At 69.8% G+C, this 15,445-nt stretch carries 14 protein-coding genes and 1 tRNA gene; 5 read left to right on the plus strand and 10 right to left on the minus strand.

Annotated features, from left to right (window positions below; translation table 11 throughout):
- Positions 1–275 precede the first annotated feature (275 nt).
- From ACFVGS_RS19385 to ACFVGS_RS19400, 4 genes are all read right to left on the minus strand, one after another.
- Positions 276–1,385, minus strand: coding sequence for a hypothetical protein (locus ACFVGS_RS19385; RefSeq protein ID WP_385693136.1), 1,110 nt, complete (start codon positions 1,383–1,385; stop codon positions 276–278).
- A 991-nt stretch (positions 1,386–2,376) separates the two neighbouring features.
- Complete coding sequence (locus tag ACFVGS_RS19390; RefSeq protein ID WP_385693137.1) at positions 2,377–3,006, minus strand: hypothetical protein; 630 nt, start codon at positions 3,004–3,006, stop codon at positions 2,377–2,379.
- A 107-nt stretch (positions 3,007–3,113) separates the two neighbouring features.
- Positions 3,114–3,974: an abortive infection family protein gene (locus ACFVGS_RS19395; RefSeq protein ID WP_385693138.1), complete on the minus strand. Its 861-nt coding sequence runs from the start codon at positions 3,972–3,974 to the stop codon at positions 3,114–3,116.
- A gap of 329 nt (positions 3,975–4,303) precedes the next feature.
- The gene (locus tag ACFVGS_RS19400; RefSeq protein ID WP_385693139.1) at positions 4,304–4,690 is read right to left on the minus strand and encodes a DUF6221 family protein; all 387 of its coding nucleotides are present in this window, start codon (positions 4,688–4,690) and stop codon (positions 4,304–4,306) included.
- Between the two features lie 764 nt (positions 4,691–5,454).
- On the opposite strand from ACFVGS_RS19400, the gene ACFVGS_RS19405 reads away from it, so the two are divergent.
- Both ACFVGS_RS19405 and ACFVGS_RS19410 read left to right on the plus strand, forming a co-directional pair.
- Positions 5,455–6,138, plus strand: coding sequence for a hypothetical protein (locus tag ACFVGS_RS19405; protein WP_385693140.1), 684 nt, complete (start codon positions 5,455–5,457; stop codon positions 6,136–6,138).
- Positions 6,089–6,847: a site-specific integrase gene (locus ACFVGS_RS19410; protein WP_385693141.1), complete on the plus strand. Its 759-nt coding sequence runs from the start codon at positions 6,089–6,091 to the stop codon at positions 6,845–6,847. The genes ACFVGS_RS19405 and ACFVGS_RS19410 overlap by 50 nt, the downstream gene beginning before the upstream one ends.
- Before the next feature lie 32 nt (positions 6,848–6,879).
- On the opposite strand, the gene ACFVGS_RS19415 is transcribed toward ACFVGS_RS19410, so the two are convergent.
- Positions 6,880–6,953 (minus strand) — tRNA-Pro (locus ACFVGS_RS19415).
- 203 nt (positions 6,954–7,156) lie between these two features.
- On the opposite strand from ACFVGS_RS19415, the gene ACFVGS_RS19420 reads away from it, so the two are divergent.
- The 3 genes from ACFVGS_RS19420 (at position 7,157) to ACFVGS_RS19430 (ending at position 10,581) form a co-directional block, all read left to right on the plus strand.
- Positions 7,157–7,804 (plus strand): transketolase, encoded by a 648-nt coding sequence (locus ACFVGS_RS19420; RefSeq protein ID WP_384411164.1) that lies wholly within the window; start codon positions 7,157–7,159, stop codon positions 7,802–7,804.
- 195 nt (positions 7,805–7,999) lie between these two features.
- Positions 8,000–8,893, plus strand: a complete 894-nt coding sequence (locus tag ACFVGS_RS19425) for a transketolase family protein (protein WP_385693142.1) — start codon at positions 8,000–8,002, stop codon at positions 8,891–8,893.
- A 488-nt stretch (positions 8,894–9,381) separates the two neighbouring features.
- Complete coding sequence (locus ACFVGS_RS19430) at positions 9,382–10,581, plus strand: acyl-CoA dehydrogenase family protein (protein WP_384410919.1); 1,200 nt, start codon at positions 9,382–9,384, stop codon at positions 10,579–10,581.
- Positions 10,582–10,684: 103 nt separating this feature from the next.
- On the opposite strand, the gene ACFVGS_RS19435 is transcribed toward ACFVGS_RS19430, so the two are convergent.
- The 5 genes from ACFVGS_RS19435 to ACFVGS_RS19455 are packed head-to-tail and all read right to left on the minus strand — an operon-like array spanning position 10,685 to position 14,715.
- On the minus strand, positions 10,685–11,260 hold the full coding sequence (locus ACFVGS_RS19435) for a GAF domain-containing protein (RefSeq protein ID WP_384410917.1): 576 nt from the start codon (positions 11,258–11,260) through the stop codon (positions 10,685–10,687).
- Positions 11,257–11,892, minus strand: a complete 636-nt coding sequence (locus ACFVGS_RS19440) for an ATP/GTP-binding protein (RefSeq protein ID WP_385693143.1) — start codon at positions 11,890–11,892, stop codon at positions 11,257–11,259. Before ACFVGS_RS19440 ends, ACFVGS_RS19435 begins: the two co-directional genes overlap by 4 nt.
- Positions 11,870–12,241 (minus strand): DUF742 domain-containing protein, encoded by a 372-nt coding sequence (locus tag ACFVGS_RS19445; protein WP_384410910.1) that lies wholly within the window; start codon positions 12,239–12,241, stop codon positions 11,870–11,872. The genes ACFVGS_RS19440 and ACFVGS_RS19445 overlap by 23 nt, the downstream gene beginning before the upstream one ends.
- Before the next feature lie 2 nt (positions 12,242–12,243).
- Positions 12,244–12,678 (minus strand): roadblock/LC7 domain-containing protein, encoded by a 435-nt coding sequence (locus ACFVGS_RS19450; protein ID WP_351660570.1) that lies wholly within the window; start codon positions 12,676–12,678, stop codon positions 12,244–12,246.
- A 6-nt stretch (positions 12,679–12,684) separates the two neighbouring features.
- Positions 12,685–14,715 carry a sensor histidine kinase gene (locus tag ACFVGS_RS19455; RefSeq protein WP_385693144.1) on the minus strand — a complete coding sequence of 677 codons (2,031 nt, stop codon included), beginning with the start codon at positions 14,713–14,715 and terminating at the stop codon, positions 12,685–12,687.
- Between the last annotated feature and the right edge of the window lie 730 nt (positions 14,716–15,445).

Below are 15,445 nucleotides of genomic sequence, written 5' to 3' on the forward strand. Positions count from 1 at the left end.
GGATCTCGGAGTCGTTGAGCACATCTACGTAGTCGGATTCCATCGCCCGTAGCTCCTGGGCGAGGCGCTCCTTGCATGTGGGAGGCAGACTCTTGTTCTGTGGATCTCTGGATAAGCTCGGTCCTGACAATGTCCGGTGACCAGCAGCCGTGGGCACGCAGGGGCCGCAACGCGCCAGGGCCCTCACAAGGAAATGTCACAGTGCCTCGGTCGGGGCTGCCGCGAGTACGGCGGGGGCCGTACATCCGGCAGTCCGGTGGCTGCACGAGCGTGCCTCACACCGTCGAGGGGATGCACGATCGGGACCAGGCATCCAGAATGCCGGCGACGTGACTGGTATGGCCAGCGAGGCCCTCATACAGAAGGCGGGCATCCGCGTCGGGGAAGTAGGCATCCAGCAACCCGTAGAGCGGTTGGTGGAGGGACAGTTGTTCGTGCACGTTCCGTGGGGGCAGGTAGTGGACCAGGGTGTTCCGGCAGCCACTGTGAGCCTGCAAGATCAGACCGGTCATGGGGGCGTCGAGGATCTCCCTCAGCGCGGAGCGGTCGGGCTTTCGCAGGTCGGCTCCGTACTGCTCGTCGAGCTTGGTGAGGCTGGAGAGCACATGGTGGAGCGTGATGTAGCGCAGTTTCCATAGGCTGATCGCAGAGTGCTCGGCCTCCTCGGACAGAAGGACATCGAGGGTGTTCAGCGCGCAGGTCATGGCCGTCAAAGATGCTTTGACCTCCTCTGGCAGGGAGGGGTCGAAACTTGCGCGGTAATGCCTCTTGGCCCCGACGTCTTGCAGCCTCAAGTCTGCCTTGCGCACCGTGTCGAGGCAGGAAGGCCCTTCCCACGGCAGTCCGTCGGATATGGCCCTCACATAGCGTCCCACTTCTACAGCGACCGCCTGGAGTCGTGAGCCCAGTACCTCGGCGTCGAAACGTTCGGGCGGGGAGCCGAAGAAGAAACTCACCGTGTGGGAGGTCGAAACGAGTCTCCCTCGGAAGCGCCACAGGCCCAGGTCTGTCTCCAGCGGCCGCGCCAGCGGTAGCCACGTGTTGTTGAGGAACTCCTGGCGGTGCTGCTCGATGATGCGCCGGAATTCGGCACTCACCTCTGCCGGTTCCTTGGCCTTGTCATCGTAGAGCTTGACCGAGTGCCGGGCCCGCGCGATCGTCTCCGCGTGGTCGTAGGCAAGTGAGGTCGCAAGATCGGGTGCGATCCGACCCAGCGCCCGGTGGGACTCGTGGAGAACCAGGCACATGTAGTTGTACAGACAGAAGACCGGGAGGATGGTCAGTTCCGGTCTGGCGATGACTCGCTGCAAGAAGCGCCGCAGGAACATGCCGTCCTGGGCGATCAGCTGCAGAGCGAAGTCGTTTCCGGACAGGCGCGTTGTCATAGGTGGGCCGTGCTCCCAGTGGGGTATCGAATGTCGCCTTCTGCGGCATGTCCCGGACCAGGGTTGTCCGGAGAGAACCGAGCAGCCGCTTCAGAGCATCGTGCCAGCAGTCCAAGCCGGCGCCCATCACGTTTTCAGCACCCCCCTCACTCAGCTGCCGCGGAGCGCCCACGGATCTGGGCACGACGGCCTGCCGAGACCCCGGGGTGTCACCGCTCCGGGCGTAGCAGACCCGTGGCAGCTCTTTGACAGCGTACGATCGGCCGTCTACGCCAGGCGCGGGGTGGCACTATTCCTCTCGGTAGCGTCCTCGGTCCGCTGGACCTGACCTGTCACAGAGAGCACAGCAAGTACGGCGGCGGACACAGCGCCTACCCACTCCCTGACTCCGGTTTCGTGCCCGTCACGGTCCCTTGGGTAGACGCCGATCAACTGTTGGCCGCCCTTGCAGCAGTGGCGTCGCTCTTCCCGGCGGGAGTGCCGAAGTACTACCCGACGGTCGTCCTCGGACTCATTCTGGACTCGCTCAATGGGGACCTGGTTCCTGCTGCCGAAACGCTGCGGCACTCCACACTGTCGACGACCGCGAACCTCTACAGCCACCTCACTCAACAAGCAGCCCGCCAAGCCGTCGACACCATCGACCATGTTCTCAGCGGAGCCGAGCAGACGGCCGGCCGTTCGGACCGGCCCGCGTGGCTGCGACCACCGCGCGACCACCTCCACCGCCTCCGCGAAGCCCTCGACCGGCTCCGCTCCCCCGCACCGCCCGCCACCAACGCTGCAGCCAATCAACCCCGGCTCAGGCCTGCGACCACACTGCGACCACCACACCCCCGGACGCACGAAAGGCCGCCCGCCCATGAATGAGAGAACGGCCTCCGACCAGCGTTTCCGCACAGTCGGGACGACAGGATTTGAACCTGCGACCCCTTGACCCCCATCGGTGCGCGGCCATGGCAGCGTTCGCAGAGCGTCTCCCGGTACCTGATCAAGGAGATTCGGATCTTTCCCGCGTCTCCGCCGAAGAACGTTTGGAATCCGAGCCGGGTCGAGATCTCCTGGAAGTGATCCACTGTTTCGCAAGAGCGAGAAGGCGGTCCCGCTCGAAGCGCACCTCTCTGGCGACCCGGCCCTTCCAAACTCCCGCCCTGTGCGTGCGGGCACGCCCCTCCGTCGACGACGAGCGCTTCGGCTTGAGGCTCACCTTGACCGGTGGGCCGGCGGGCCCCTCGGGTCCGCGTGGGCCCCGATCACCCGGCGGACCTTGCAGGCCGGGAGGCCCCTGCGGTCCGGGAGCAGCCTCGGCTTCGATGGCCTCCTTGGCCGTGTTCGCGACCGCCTTAATACCGAAGTACGCCGTCGTGATCGCCGTGACGGCGGTGAAGGCGCTCGTGAGGATGGGGACGACGTGTTCACCGTTCTTCCCCAGGTTCGCGATACCCCAGATCCCGGCTACAACGATGGCGAGGTCACTGGCGACGACAGCAATGAGACCTGTCACCGAACGGAAAGCATCCGCACCCTCTCCGTTGCCCCTCTTGACCATCACGATGCTCAACACCGCGACGCCAAGGACGCCCGCAACGAGGACCAGCAGCACGATATCCAGCGCATCCACGGCGGCCCCCTTTCAGCCACGGGCCGCACTAGGCCTGACGGCGGGATCAGGAAGCACCATCGGAGTCCAGTTTCACCCCAGGGCTCCTGATCAGCATGTCCAGTAGCTCAGGTGGTGGCCTTGCGCCACGGCGCCGCCGGGTCCGCCAGCGTGTCGAGGATCAGCTCGCACCAGGTGACGGCGGCGTTGACCGTCAGGCGGGCGTGACGGACCCCGAGGCCGCTGGGAGCGCTCGCCTGGCCGTGACCGCTGCCGAAGCCCTGATTACGCAGCTCGGCCACGCCAACGGCGATGTTGATCGCGCCCGAAAGAACCTTCTTGATCGCCTTGCTTCCGTCGGGCCCTTCCGGCGCCGAGGCGGCATCGAGTTTCAGCGACTTCTGCACGGTGTTGATTAGGGAGGGCAGGGCCGCGTTGCTGTCGATCTCGATGCCCAGCTCCCGGAGGGTTGTCTTCGCTGTGGCCTCGATGAGCTGCTTCGCCGCTCCGATCGCACCTGACGGATCCGTAGTCAGGTCTCGCCTGATGCGCTCCAACTCAATCGTGATGCCTGAGGGGTCGCTCAGGTTGCTGAGGTCCCGGGCCAGAAGGGGCGGCGCCGACCACGAGATCTTCCCGCTCTCGTCGAGCGAGAAGCCGTCCCTCTCCAGCCGAACGCGGATGTCCTCCAGCCACTTTGGGGTGTCCGGCTGGCCGGGGTCCCGGTACGCGCGGATGAAGTCCTCGAAGACAAGCAGGGCCCGCCGGACGTGGTCAGGGTCAGACCAGTCCACGCCTTCGGCATAGAGCATGAACTCGGTCCGCCGCTGACCTGAGTCCTGGTACTTCAACTGTTCAGGCGGAATGGGCGCGAATCCGTGGTCCTCCCACAGCTCGGCCACGATCCGGAGCGTGAGGTCCGTGGCCAGAGAGCGGAAGGCGTTGCGGGTCGCCGGGCTCACCAGCTCCCGGCGGGCAGTGACGGTCATGAACTGAAGATAGGAGCAGACTCTGACACCGTCATGACCTTTTCCGACAAACGCCCTTATCCGCGCTGGGCGGCCCGCGCGAGGTCCGTCTTCACCCTGCGCAGCATCCGGGTCTGGTCGACGGTGAGCGGCGGCGCCGTCGCCATCTGCCGCTCCCCCACGCTGCCTCCCGGCGGACCCGCTCGGCCCACCGCATCTGGTGCACCACCAGGTTGCCGACGAGCTTCCGCATCGCCGGCGTTCACGACGGGCCCGTACGAGACCTTCCGGAAGCCGCCGGGGGCGTCCGTGGCGCGCTGGATTGAGGAGTGCAACGTGGAGACAGTGCCCTAACTCCTGCTGGCGCCGAGCTTTTCTTCACCGGGCTCGCACTCGTCCTCTTCCGGCCCCCACTCGGGCCGGAAGTGTGGGTGGTCGGCGTACGCCGCGACGAGTGCGTAGATCACCGGTACGCGGCGCCCCATCCAGGTATTGGCAACCGCGTCGGCGATCACGGTCTCCCAGAATGCGCGCTCCCCGTCCCCCGCCATCCGCTGATGAGGCTCCTCCACCCACTCCATGAGCCTGCGCTTCGCGGCGACGTCGGCAAGCACCCGGGCCTGCAACCCTGCCACGCCCTCGTTCTTGCCGGGCCGCACTGCGCGAGCAGCAGCTTCGTCTTCACGCAGGCGCTCCCGGAGGAACTCCATCATGGCCGGGAAGTCGCTTCGAACCATCGGTATTACCCCCACTTGCGCCAATCGCTAGGGACCATCATCCAGCACGACCGGGGAGGGAGCCGACCAACCTGTGGTCAACCAGAAGAGGGGCGTGCAGTCTGAAGAGCTCACTCTCAAGCTCATGCGGGCACGCCAGATCGTGTCCGCCTATCTGCCGTACGCACTGGGAGATCGTGCAGCGGGCAGCAACCGAAACTCTCGGACTCGCCGCATCCGCCGAGGACATCGCCGCATTCCGCCGTCCCACGTCCCTCTCCATCGCGGCGGAGGAGTTGCATCCCTGGTATGGGCACCGGTCGCCACCCCCTCTGGGCAGCCGTAGCCCACCAGCACACCGTGCTCACCGCCGCCCGTACAGTGAACCGCGCCTGCAACAGAAGCCGTCCATCGACGGCCGTTCCGACTCCCGGGCTTTGGAGCAGCCCACGGGGCCACGACCGGACGTTGAACCTCCGTTGGCGTCTGGACAGCCGCCACCTGCCCGCGCCTGGGCGGGCGCCTTTCGGTTCAAGATCCGGACCACTTCCAGGCTAGCCCCCACCCACGAGCCTTACGAATCGCCGTTTTCCCAGGTCATCAAGGATGCAGCTGCTGTACCACCAGGAGACGGAGGATCTGCTGATCCCATGCGCTGCAGCGACCCTTGGCGCAAAGACAAGGGGAAAGCGCAGGTCACTGGGGCGCATGGGTCGTGGTGGTCGCAGGTGGTCGCACGAGACTGGAGATGCCGACCTTTCCTCCGCCTCCTGGAGGCGATCCCCATGCGTACCATCGCCGACCGCGGCCGCGTCTACCGCAGGTGTGGCTGCCGCGACACACTGCATCACCAAGTCGGAGCGCACTGCCCGCACCTGCTCACTGACGGTGACCACGGGACGTGGACCTTTGCCGTCGACGTCCCGGCACCGCGCCACCTCCGGAAGACCGTACGCCGCGGCGGATTCGGCAGCCACGACGCGGCCGAAGGGGCGTTGCGGAGGTTCCTGGAGGGCGAGGCCGGCGGCTTCAACGCCGACCCGAACCAGAGCGTCGCCGACTACCTGACCGCCTGGCTCGCCGCCAAGACCCTCGTACTCAAGCCGACCACCATGGCGCGATACCGCGACTACGTCCGCAACGATCTCGTCCCCGCGTTCGGCACCCTCAAGCTCGACCAGCTCGCCCACCGCCACATCTCGGCCTTCGTTACCAGCCAGCTCACGGCCAGCCGCGGCCGCACCACCCTCTACCGGTGCCTGGCCACCCTCTCCAGCGCCCTCGGCGACGCCGTCCGCCAGCACCGCCTCCCCCACAACCCGGCCTCTCCCCCGGTCCTGCGCCGGCCACCGTCACCGGAGCGGCGGATCTGGACAGCGCAGGAGGCCGCCCGCTTCCTCACCCACTGCCACGAGGCGGATGGCCGACCTGTTCGAAGTCCTCATCGGCACCGGCATGCGCAAGGGTGAAGCCCTCGGCCTGCACTGGGACGACGTCCACCTCAACGAGGGCGTGCTCTACATCCGCTGCACGCTCTCCGCCGTCGACAACAACCGCCTGGTCATCACCACACCGAAGACCCGGTCGAGCAGAGGCTGGGTCGCCATCTCACCCCGCGTCGCCACAGCCCTCCGCCGACGGGCACGCTCGGCAGCCCGGACCCGCGGCGACCCCAGCGACCCGTTCGCGGGGCTGGTCTTCTGCCGACCCGACGGCCGCCCGCTCGGACCACACCTCGTACTCGACCGACTCCACCGACTGTCCGAGGAAGCCGGCGTCCCCCGGGTCACGGTCCACGACCTGCGGCATCTCGCCGCCACCATCACCATCACCGCCGGCGTCCCGCTCACCGTGGTCTCCAAGACGCTGCGGCACTCCACCCTGTCGACCACCGCGAACCTCTACAGCCACCTCACTCAACAAGCAGCCCGCCAAGCCGTCGACACCATCGACCACGTCCTCAGCGGAGCCGAGCAGCCAGCCAGCCGTACGGGCCGGCCCGCGTGGCTGCGACCACCGCGCGACCGCCTCCGCCGTCTCCGCGCAGCCTTCGGCCGGCTCCGCTCCCCCGCACCGCACGCCACCAGCACCAAGGCGAACCAGCCCCGGCCCGTGCGTGCGACCACACTGCGACCACCACACCCCCGGACGCACGAAAGGCCGCCCTCCCATGAATGAGAGAACGGCCTCCGACCAGCGTTTCCGCACAGTCGGGACGACAGGATTTGAACCTGCGACCCCTTGACCCCCAGTCAAGTGCGCTACCAAGCTGCGCCACGTCCCGGCACCTGTCTGACCTGCGGTTTCCCCGGCCCGACGTGCATGAGAACAATACCGCACTTCCGCGCGTGGTCACGAACCGGTTTGCGGCTTGACCTCAAGCGCGCTTGAGGTAGCACCGTGTACGCCATGAACGACACGACGTACACGACGGATGCGACGTACACGACGGACACGGCCGCCGACATCGCGCGGCTCGGCCGGCTCATGGGGCTGATGACCGGGGACGAGAAGCACTCCCCCGCGGCGACCTCGACGCTCGACGCGCTGTGGGTGCTCTACGACCGGGTGCTGCGGGTGTCGCCCGGGACCGCCGAGGATCCGGGGCGGGACCGGTTCCTGCTGTCGAAGGGGCACGGGCCCATGGCGTACTACGCGGTGCTCGCGGAGAAGGGGTTCATCGACGAGGACGTCCTGACCGGGTTCGGCGGGTACGCGTCACCGCTCGGGCACCACCCGGACCGGACGCTGGTGCCCGGCGTGGAGATCGGGAGCGGGTCGCTGGGGCACGGCCTGCCGCTGGCCGTGGGGACCGTGCTCGGGCTGCGGGCCCAGGGGCTCACCGATCCGAAGGTGTGGGTCCTCATCGGGGACGCCGAGCTGGACGAGGGCAGCAACCACGAGGCGCTCGCCTACGCCGGGCCCGCCGGCCTCGAGCAGCTGCACACCCTGGTGATCGACAACAGCTCCGCCACCTACGGCTGGCCCGGCGGCATCGCCTCGCGGTTCGAGGCGGCCGGCTGGTCCGCCGCGACCGTCGACGGGCGGGATCACGAGGCGCTGTACGCCGCCTTCACCGCCCCTCATCCCGGGCGGCCGCGGGCGGTCGTCGCCCGCGTCGAACCCAAGCACTGACCCTCCCGCGCCGAGCGCCTCGCACCGAGCGCCGGACGGGGAGCCGCATGCCGGAGCCCCGTCGTGGGAGCCGCCCGCCCGAGCCCCGTACCGCGCGACGCCCGCCCGAGGCCCGTACAGGCGAGCCCCGCGTCCGAGGCCCCGGCTCAGCGCCGCCCGTCCCGCATCACGCCACACCTTGAGGAGAACCCCGTCATGGACACCATGCGCGACCGTTTCATCGCCACCACCGGCCGGCTGCTCGACGAGGACCCGCGGCTCGCGCTGGTCCTGGCCGAGATCAGCAGGGACGGCTTCCAGCAGACGCTCGACCGGCATCCCGAGCGGGCCGTGAACGTCGGCATCCGGGAGCAGCTGCTCATCGGCGTCGGCGGCGGGATGGCCCTGACCGGGATGCGGCCGATCATGCACACCTTCGCCAGCTTCCTGGTGGAGCGGCCCTTCGAGCAGCTGAAGCTGGACTTCGGGCACCAGGGCGTGCACGGCGTCCTCGTCAGCGCGGGCGGCTCGTACGACTGGCCGGCCGGCGGCTTCACCCACATGTCACCGGGTGACGTGGCCCTGATGGACACCCTGGACGGCTGGACCGTGCACGTGCCCGGCCATCCGGACGAGGCGGAGACGCTGCTGCGCCGGGCCGCCGCGAGCGACGAGTCGGTCTACGTGCGGCTGTCGGTGCACGCGAACGCCGCGGCGCACCCGGTCTCCCGGAGCGGGTTCACGACCCTGCGCGAAGGCTCCCGGGGGGTCGTCGTGGCGGTGGGACCCATGCTCGACGCCGTGCTGGCCGCTACCGAGGGGCTGGACGTGACGGTCCTGTACGCCACGACCGTGCGGCCCTTCGACGGCGCCGCGCTGCGCCGGGCGGTCGCCGGGGCGCGCCCGGACGTGGTCCTGGTGGAGCCGTACCTCGCCGGGACGTCCACGACGGCCGCCAACGACGCGCTCGTCGAGCAGCCGCACCGCGTGCTCGGCCTGGGCATCGGCCGACGCGAGCTCCGCCGGTACGGCTCGATCGAGGAGCACCTGGCCGGCCAGGGCCTCGACCCGGCGGCGCTGCGGGCGCGGATCGGCGCCTTCCTGGGCTGATCACCGTTTCGCGGACGCCGCTCACTCTCCGTTACGCACTCTTGCGCCCCGCAACGCCCGGCGCGCCTGCACGGAGCCGGTCGGGTCACGCCGAGCCGGATGCGCCGGACCCGGAAACCGTGCGCCTCCGCCGCGCACGGGAGGGTGGGACGGGTCCGGAATGCCGACTCTTCGGCGACGAAGTCAGGCATGCGGTGATCTGACCTGACAGAATGTCATATGCCCTCCGGCTTCTTGCCGTTGGCATGTGGCAGAAAAACGACCATGGGAAATGCCCGCCGGATTCGACTGAGCAGGCCAAGGCCACACGAAACACAGTCAGAAACGAACGTCAACCGTTCCGGTTTCAGACAAACTTGGTGTCGATATTGATCCACCCCGTAAAGATCAACACCATGAAGTGGTCGGCCTGTTCGGGACGGGACCACTGCCGATGCACCACCTGCTCGGACCACTCGACGAGCAGGCGTTTCGCAGAGGAGGACCCTATGGACGGCTACTTCAGCAGCCGACTGCATCACCAGCTCCGGCAGACGGTGCGGGACTTCGCAGAGCGTGAGGTTCGGCCACGCATACCGGAGATGGAAGCCGGCCGCTCGGTCCACCACGAGCTGTCCCGGCTGATCGCCCGACAGGGCTGGCTGGGAGCGACTATCGGCCACGAGTACGGCGGTATGGGCGCCGGCCATCTGGCCAAGACGATCATCATCGAGGAGCTGTCCCGGGTCAGCGGCGCGATGGGCGCCATGGTCCAGGCCTCGCAGCTCGGAACCGCCAAGATCGTCCACTTCGGCAGTGACGAACAGCGGAAGACCTGGCTTCCGGCCATCGCCGCCGGAGACTGCCTGCCGACCATCGCGGTCACCGAGCCGGAGTCGGGCGGCCATGTCCTCGGCATGACCGCGAGCGCGGTCCGTGACGGCGACGACTACATCCTCAACGGCAGCAAGGTCTACGTCGGCAACAGCCACGTCGGCGACCTCCACGGTGTCGTGGTCAGGACCGGCCCCGGCTCCAAGGGACTCACGGCCTTCCTCGTCGAGTCCGACCGCCCGGGGTTCCGGACCGGTCCGCAGCAGCCCGCCATGGGGCTGCACGGCTTCAGCTTCGGCGAGCTCGTCTTCGAGAACTGCCGGGTTCCCGCCGCCAACCGGCTCGGCGACGAGGGCGACGGCCTCTCCGTGGCGTACTCGTCCAGCGTCCTCTACGGCCGGGCCAATCTCACCGCCGTGTCGCTCGGCATCCACCAGGCGATCCTGGAGGAGACCACGCGCTTCGCCACCGAGCGCGTCCGTTACGGCAAGCCGCTCGCCGAACTCCCCACCGTCAAGCTGAAGCTGGGGCAGATGCAGTCGCGCCTGATGACCGCCCGCCTCGCCGCGTACCACGCGGTCCACCTGCTCGACCAGGGCATGTCGTGCGACACCGAGCTGATGAACGCCAAGCTGGTGAACGTCGAGTCCGCGATCGACTCCGGGCGCAACGCGATGGAGATCCACGCGGCGGCCGGCCTGTTCACCGACCGGCCCATCGAGCGGTACCTCCGCGACGCGCACCACATCTTCGCCCCCGCGGGCACCTCCGACATCCAGCTCCTCCGGCTCGCCGAGGTCGCCCTCGGCCAGGACAAGGGCAGCTGGTCGGAGCGGCTCTCCGACGTGGTCCGGATGGAACCGGTCCACGCCTGACGTCACGCCAGGAGCGGAGAAGCAGAACGCCCCGGAGTCCGGCAAGGGAGCCGAACCCCGGGGCACCGGTACGTCACGGACCGGGGGACCGTCGGTCAGTGCGTCAGATCATGCCGTCCTCGCGCCGGTGGATCTGCTCCACCAGCTCCGCCGCCATCGCCTTGATGGTCTCCAGGCCGGCCCGCCCCCAGGGGCGGACGTCGGTGTCGACGACACAGATCGTGCCGAGCGCCGTGCCGGTCCGGTCGATCAGCGGAGCGCCCATGTACGAACGGATGCCGATCTCGTCCACGACCGGGTTGCCCGCGAAGCGCGGGTAGTCGCAGACGTCCTCCAGGACGAGGGCCTTGCGGCGCACCACCACGTGCGGGCAGTAGCCGTGGTCACGCGCCATGAAGCGGCCGACGCCGCCACCGCCGGCCGCGGCGGTGGCGCCCAGGTCGGTGCCCGAGTGGGTCCCGGCGGGCGTGTGCAGACCGGCGAAGAACTGCCGGTTCTCGTCGATGAAGTTGACCATGGAGTACGGCGCTCCGGTCACCTCCGCGAGACGGTGGGCGAATTCGTCGAAGGCCGGGTCCGGCTGCTCGCCCAGCCCCAGCTCGCGCAGGCGGCGGACCCGGGCGGGGGCCTCCTGGTCGATCGGGGTGAGCAGCAGATGACCGGTCGGGTCGTAGGTCATGTCGTGGCTCCGTAGGTCGGCACGGTGGCCGGGATGGTGGTGAGCAGATGCTGGACGAGGGTCAGCAGGGTGCGGATGGCGGAGCTGGAGATCCGGGCGTCGCAGAGGACGACCGGCACCTCGGGCTTGAGGTCCAGAGCCGCCCGCACCTCCTGCGGTTCGTAGCGGTAGGCACCGTCGAACTCGTTGACCGCCACCACGAAGCCGATGCCACGCCGCTCGAAGAAGTCGACGGCCGAGAAGCAGTCCTGGAGGCGGCGGGTGTCGGCGAGGACGACCGCTCCGAGGGCGCCCTCGGAGAGCTCGTCCCACATGAACCAGAACCGCTCCTGGCCCGGGGTGCCGAACAGGTAGAGCACGTTGCGGTCGTCGAGCGTGATGCGGCCGAAGTCCATCGCGACCGTGGTGGTCGTCTTGGACTCCACGCCCTCCAGGCTGTCGGTGGCGGCACTGACCGAGGTCAGCAGCTCCTCGGTGCTCAGCGGTTCGATCTCGCTGACGGCGCCGACGAAGGTGGTCTTGCCGACCCCGAACCCGCCCGCCACCAGGATCTTCAGCGCGGTGGGAAACGGGTCGGCCGCGAGGCCTTCGTGGCCCCGGTCGTGGCGCTCAGAGCCGTTGTCGTAGGCCATCGAGCACTGCCTCCAGCAAGGAACGGTCGGTTGGGTTGGCGTGGAAGCGGGGCGCTCGGGCGGTGAGCGCCCCGCAGTCCACGAGGTCGGAGAGCAGGACCTTGGTGACGACGGCCGGGAGCCGTAAGTGCGCCGCGATCTCCGCCACCGAGGTGGGCCCCTCGCACAGCCCGAGGGCCAGGCTGTGCTCGGGGCCCATGTGGGCCTGCGGTGCCGTGCCCGTCGCCATCACCATCGAGAGCAGGTCGAGCGCGGCGGTGGGCTGGGTCCGCCCGCCGCTCACGGTGTACGGACGGATCAGCCGCCCCGCCGCGTCGTCGAGCCAGGGCCCTTCCTGATGGGAGGCCATGGTCACTGTCCCGCACTGCCCGCCGCGCCGGCGGCCTGCCTGGCCGGGGTGACCAGGTACGGCCGGACGCTCTTGACGAGCATCGCCATCTCGTAGCCGAGCACGGCGGCGTCCGCCTCGCGTCCGGCGAGGACGGCGAGGCAGGTGCCGGAGCCGGCGGTGGAGACGAACAGCAGGGTGGAGTCCAGCTCGACCACGACCTGGCGGACCTCGCCGCCGTCGCCGAAGCGCGCGCCGGCGCTGCGGCCGAGCGAGTACAGGCCGGAGGCCAGCGCGGCCATGTGGTCGGCCGCGTCGGGGTCGAGGCCGTGGACGGACTTCACGAGGCCGTCGGAGGAGAGCAGTACGGCGTTGCGGGTGTACGGGACCCGCTGGACCAGGCCGCTCAGCAGCCAGTCGAGATCCGAGGAATGGCCGTGCGGCGCATTGCTCGCCATGTGCATCTACTCCTTGTGCGCGTCGCCGGGACGCAGCGATTCACGGGGGGCGGGCTGGGATTCGGCGAGTCCGATGCCGCGCTGGAAGGCGGCCATCAGACCCGGGTCGTGCAGGGCGTGCTCCTCGGGCTTGCGGGCCGTGGGCTCCTCGCGCAGCTGCGGGACGAGGTGTTCCTGGGCGCGCCGCTTGGGGAGGACGGGCCTGCCCGGTGCTCCGCCGTGCGGGGCCGGGGGGACCTCGGCGGGCGGAGCGGGGTGTGCGGTACCGGGCCCGGCGGGCACGGCGTGGGCGGGCTGGGACGGTACGCCGGGCGCGCCGGCGGCACCGGCCGCCCGGGAGGTGGGCACCGCCGGCCGCTGCGCCGCCGGGGGAACGGGCGCCGGGGCGGGGACGTACGGGGCCGGGTGGTGCGACGCGTGCGCCGCCACGGGGGCGGGCGCGGGAGCCGCCGGGTTCTGCGGCATCGGCAGCGGGGTGCCGTGGGCGGGCGTGCCGTGGACCGGCGCGCCGGGGACGGAAACGCCGTGGGCGGGCGTGCCGTGGACCTGGGTGCCGTGGGCCGGCGTGCCGTGGATCGGTGCCGGCCGGTCGGCGGCCGGGGCCGCGGACAGCGGCGCCGTACGGGGATCGGCCGCGCCGGAGCCGGCGACCTGGTGCCGGGGCTGCGTGTGAGCCTGGTGCTGGGGCTGCGCGTGGGCCTCGGGCTGCTGGTGGGCCTGGGCCTGACCCTGGGGCGAGGTCTGGTGCTGGGCCTGCGGGGCCGGGCCCTCGCCGCGGGCGAGGCCGTCGGGGTCGGATCCCAGCAGGCCCTGCGGCAGGACGAGGACGGCCTGGACGCCGCCGTAGATGTTCGACTGGAGGCGGACGGCGATGCCGTGGCGCCGGGCGAGGGCGGAGACCACGAAGAGTCCGATGCGCCCGTCCTGGAGCAGATGCGCGACGTTGACCTGGTCGGGGTCGGCGAGCAGGGCGTTCATCTTGTTCTGCTCGGCGACGGGCATGCCGAGACCGCGGTCCTCGACCTCGATGGCGAGGCCGGCCGTCACGTACTGGGCGCGCAGCAGCACCGTGGTGTTCGGCGCGGAGAACAGCGTCGCGTTCTCGACCAGCTCGGCGAGGAGGTGGATGACGTCGGCGACGGCGTGGCCCCGGAGCGTACCGTCGATGGGCGGGACCAGCTTCACCCGCGGGTACTGCTCGACCTCGGCGATGGAGGAGCGCAGGACCTCGGTCATGGTGACCGGGTTGGACCACTGGCGACGGGAGATGGCGCCGCCGAGGACGGCGAGGTTCTCGGCGTGCCGGCGGATGCGGGTGGCGAGGTGGTCCACGTGGAAGAGGCCCTTGAGCAGTTCCGGGTCCTCGACCTCGTTCTCCAGTTCGTCGAGGAGCTGGATCTCGCGGTGCACGAGGGACTGGAGGCGCCGGGCGAGGTTCACGAAGACCTCGACCTTCTGCTCGTTGCCGACGCTGCTGGAGAGCTGGGACGCCTGCACCACCGCGGCGACGGCCGCCTCGTGAGAGCGGGTCAGTTCGCGTCCGAGCAGCTCGAATTCGTCGCCGGAGGGCGAGGCCTCGGGGGCCGCGGGGCGGGGCGCCGGGCTTTCGCCCCTGCGCAACTGTTCGAGGACCGTGCTGAGTTCGCTCTGGCCGCGGGCGCTGGCGCGGCGTAGCGCGTTGGCACGGTCGAGCACCGCCTTGGCGGCCCGGTCGGCGCCGAGGGCGGCGGCGGTCACCGAGGCGACCGTGATCGCCGCGGCTCCGGTGAGTGCGGCCCACAGGCCGGGCGTCGCCTCGGCTCCGGTGGAGCGGATCGTGAACAGGACGGCCGCGGCGCCGCCGAGGGCCACGGCGACCGCCGGAAGGACGGAGGTACGCAGGAGTTGGGAGCGTATACGGGCCTCGGCCGGGAGCGGCGTGGGGGACGGAGCGGAGCCGGCGCCGGTCGGACCGGTGGCGGTGCGGGCGCCTGACCGGCCGTGCCGCCCGCCCTCGCGGCGTTCGGACCGCGCGGCGGGTGCGCGAAGTTGAGACATGAGTGTCCTTGGTACGTGCCCAGGAATCGGCGTACTACGGGGGTGGCACTACGGGGGAGGTGTTGCGTGAGTGAGATGAGCCTACCGATGATCACCAAGCACCCACGATAGTCGTCAACCGTTCACGTGCGGTGCGCAGTTGGCAAACTTACCCGTAGACCGCCCCGGTCTGGTATCGCCCCGTACACGACAGGCCGGGAATAGTTGGCCGAAACTCGCCGCACGGGTGGCGCCGAGCCGGAGCGGAGCGGGCCGTACGGGCACGCTCGCCGCCGTCCTCCGCGGGTTTCACCGCTGACCGGAATTCCGTCGCGGGCGTACGGACCGGGGAGCGCGCGCCCGATCCGGCGCGCGCCGTACGACGTCCGCGGTTCGCTTCCGGCGCGGAATTGTCAGCTCCGGATTCGCTTTCGCGTCTTTCGCGGTCTTCGCGAACGCGGTGTCAGCGCCCGCCCACGAGTCGAACTCACCACTGCGACCCTCGACCTGCGGCCGGGGCCGCGAACGCGCCGGCGGTGACCGCGGCTCCGGCGAGGCCGGCCGTGACGCCGAGTGCCCGGGTGAGGAATGACCGTCGGTCCGGCGAGGGTCTCGTGGAACCGCCGTCGCCTTCGGCTGGACCGGCTGAACCGGTTGAACCGGCTGAACGCATGAGGGAACCTCTCCTTCGGTCCCGGTGGAACGCCTTGCCGATGGGGAGTGTCGTGGTTCTCGCGCCGGGAGAGCGGTC

The sequence above is a fragment of the Streptomyces sp. NPDC127114 genome (assembly GCF_042677525.1).
Taxonomy (GTDB): domain Bacteria; phylum Actinomycetota; class Actinomycetes; order Streptomycetales; family Streptomycetaceae; genus Streptomyces.

Bases quoted from the DNA above. Each gene is read 5' to 3' on its own strand.
- ACFVGS_RS19385 (WP_385693136.1), bottom strand. From the start codon at position 1,385: ATGACAACGCGCCTGTCCGGAAACGACTTCGCTCTGCAGCTGATCGCC.
- ACFVGS_RS19395 (WP_385693138.1), bottom strand. From the start codon at position 3,974: ATGACCGTCACTGCCCGCCGGGAGCTGGTGAGCCCGGCGACCCGCAAC.
- ACFVGS_RS19400 (WP_385693139.1), bottom strand. From the start codon at position 4,690: ATGGTTCGAAGCGACTTCCCGGCCATGATGGAGTTCCTCCGGGAGCGC.
- ACFVGS_RS19405 (WP_385693140.1), top strand. From the start codon at position 5,455: ATGCGTACCATCGCCGACCGCGGCCGCGTCTACCGCAGGTGTGGCTGC.
- ACFVGS_RS19410 (WP_385693141.1), top strand. From the start codon at position 6,089: ATGGCCGACCTGTTCGAAGTCCTCATCGGCACCGGCATGCGCAAGGGT.
- ACFVGS_RS19420 (WP_384411164.1), top strand. From the start codon at position 7,157: ATGGGGCTGATGACCGGGGACGAGAAGCACTCCCCCGCGGCGACCTCG.
- ACFVGS_RS19425 (WP_385693142.1), top strand. From the start codon at position 8,000: ATGGACACCATGCGCGACCGTTTCATCGCCACCACCGGCCGGCTGCTC.
- ACFVGS_RS19430 (WP_384410919.1), top strand. From the start codon at position 9,382: ATGGACGGCTACTTCAGCAGCCGACTGCATCACCAGCTCCGGCAGACG.
- ACFVGS_RS19435 (WP_384410917.1), bottom strand. From the start codon at position 11,260: ATGACCTACGACCCGACCGGTCATCTGCTGCTCACCCCGATCGACCAG.
- ACFVGS_RS19440 (WP_385693143.1), bottom strand. From the start codon at position 11,892: ATGGCCTACGACAACGGCTCTGAGCGCCACGACCGGGGCCACGAAGGC.
- ACFVGS_RS19445 (WP_384410910.1), bottom strand. From the start codon at position 12,241: ATGGCCTCCCATCAGGAAGGGCCCTGGCTCGACGACGCGGCGGGGCGG.
- ACFVGS_RS19450 (WP_351660570.1), bottom strand. From the start codon at position 12,678: ATGGCGAGCAATGCGCCGCACGGCCATTCCTCGGATCTCGACTGGCTG.
- ACFVGS_RS19455 (WP_385693144.1), bottom strand. From the start codon at position 14,715: ATGTCTCAACTTCGCGCACCCGCCGCGCGGTCCGAACGCCGCGAGGGC.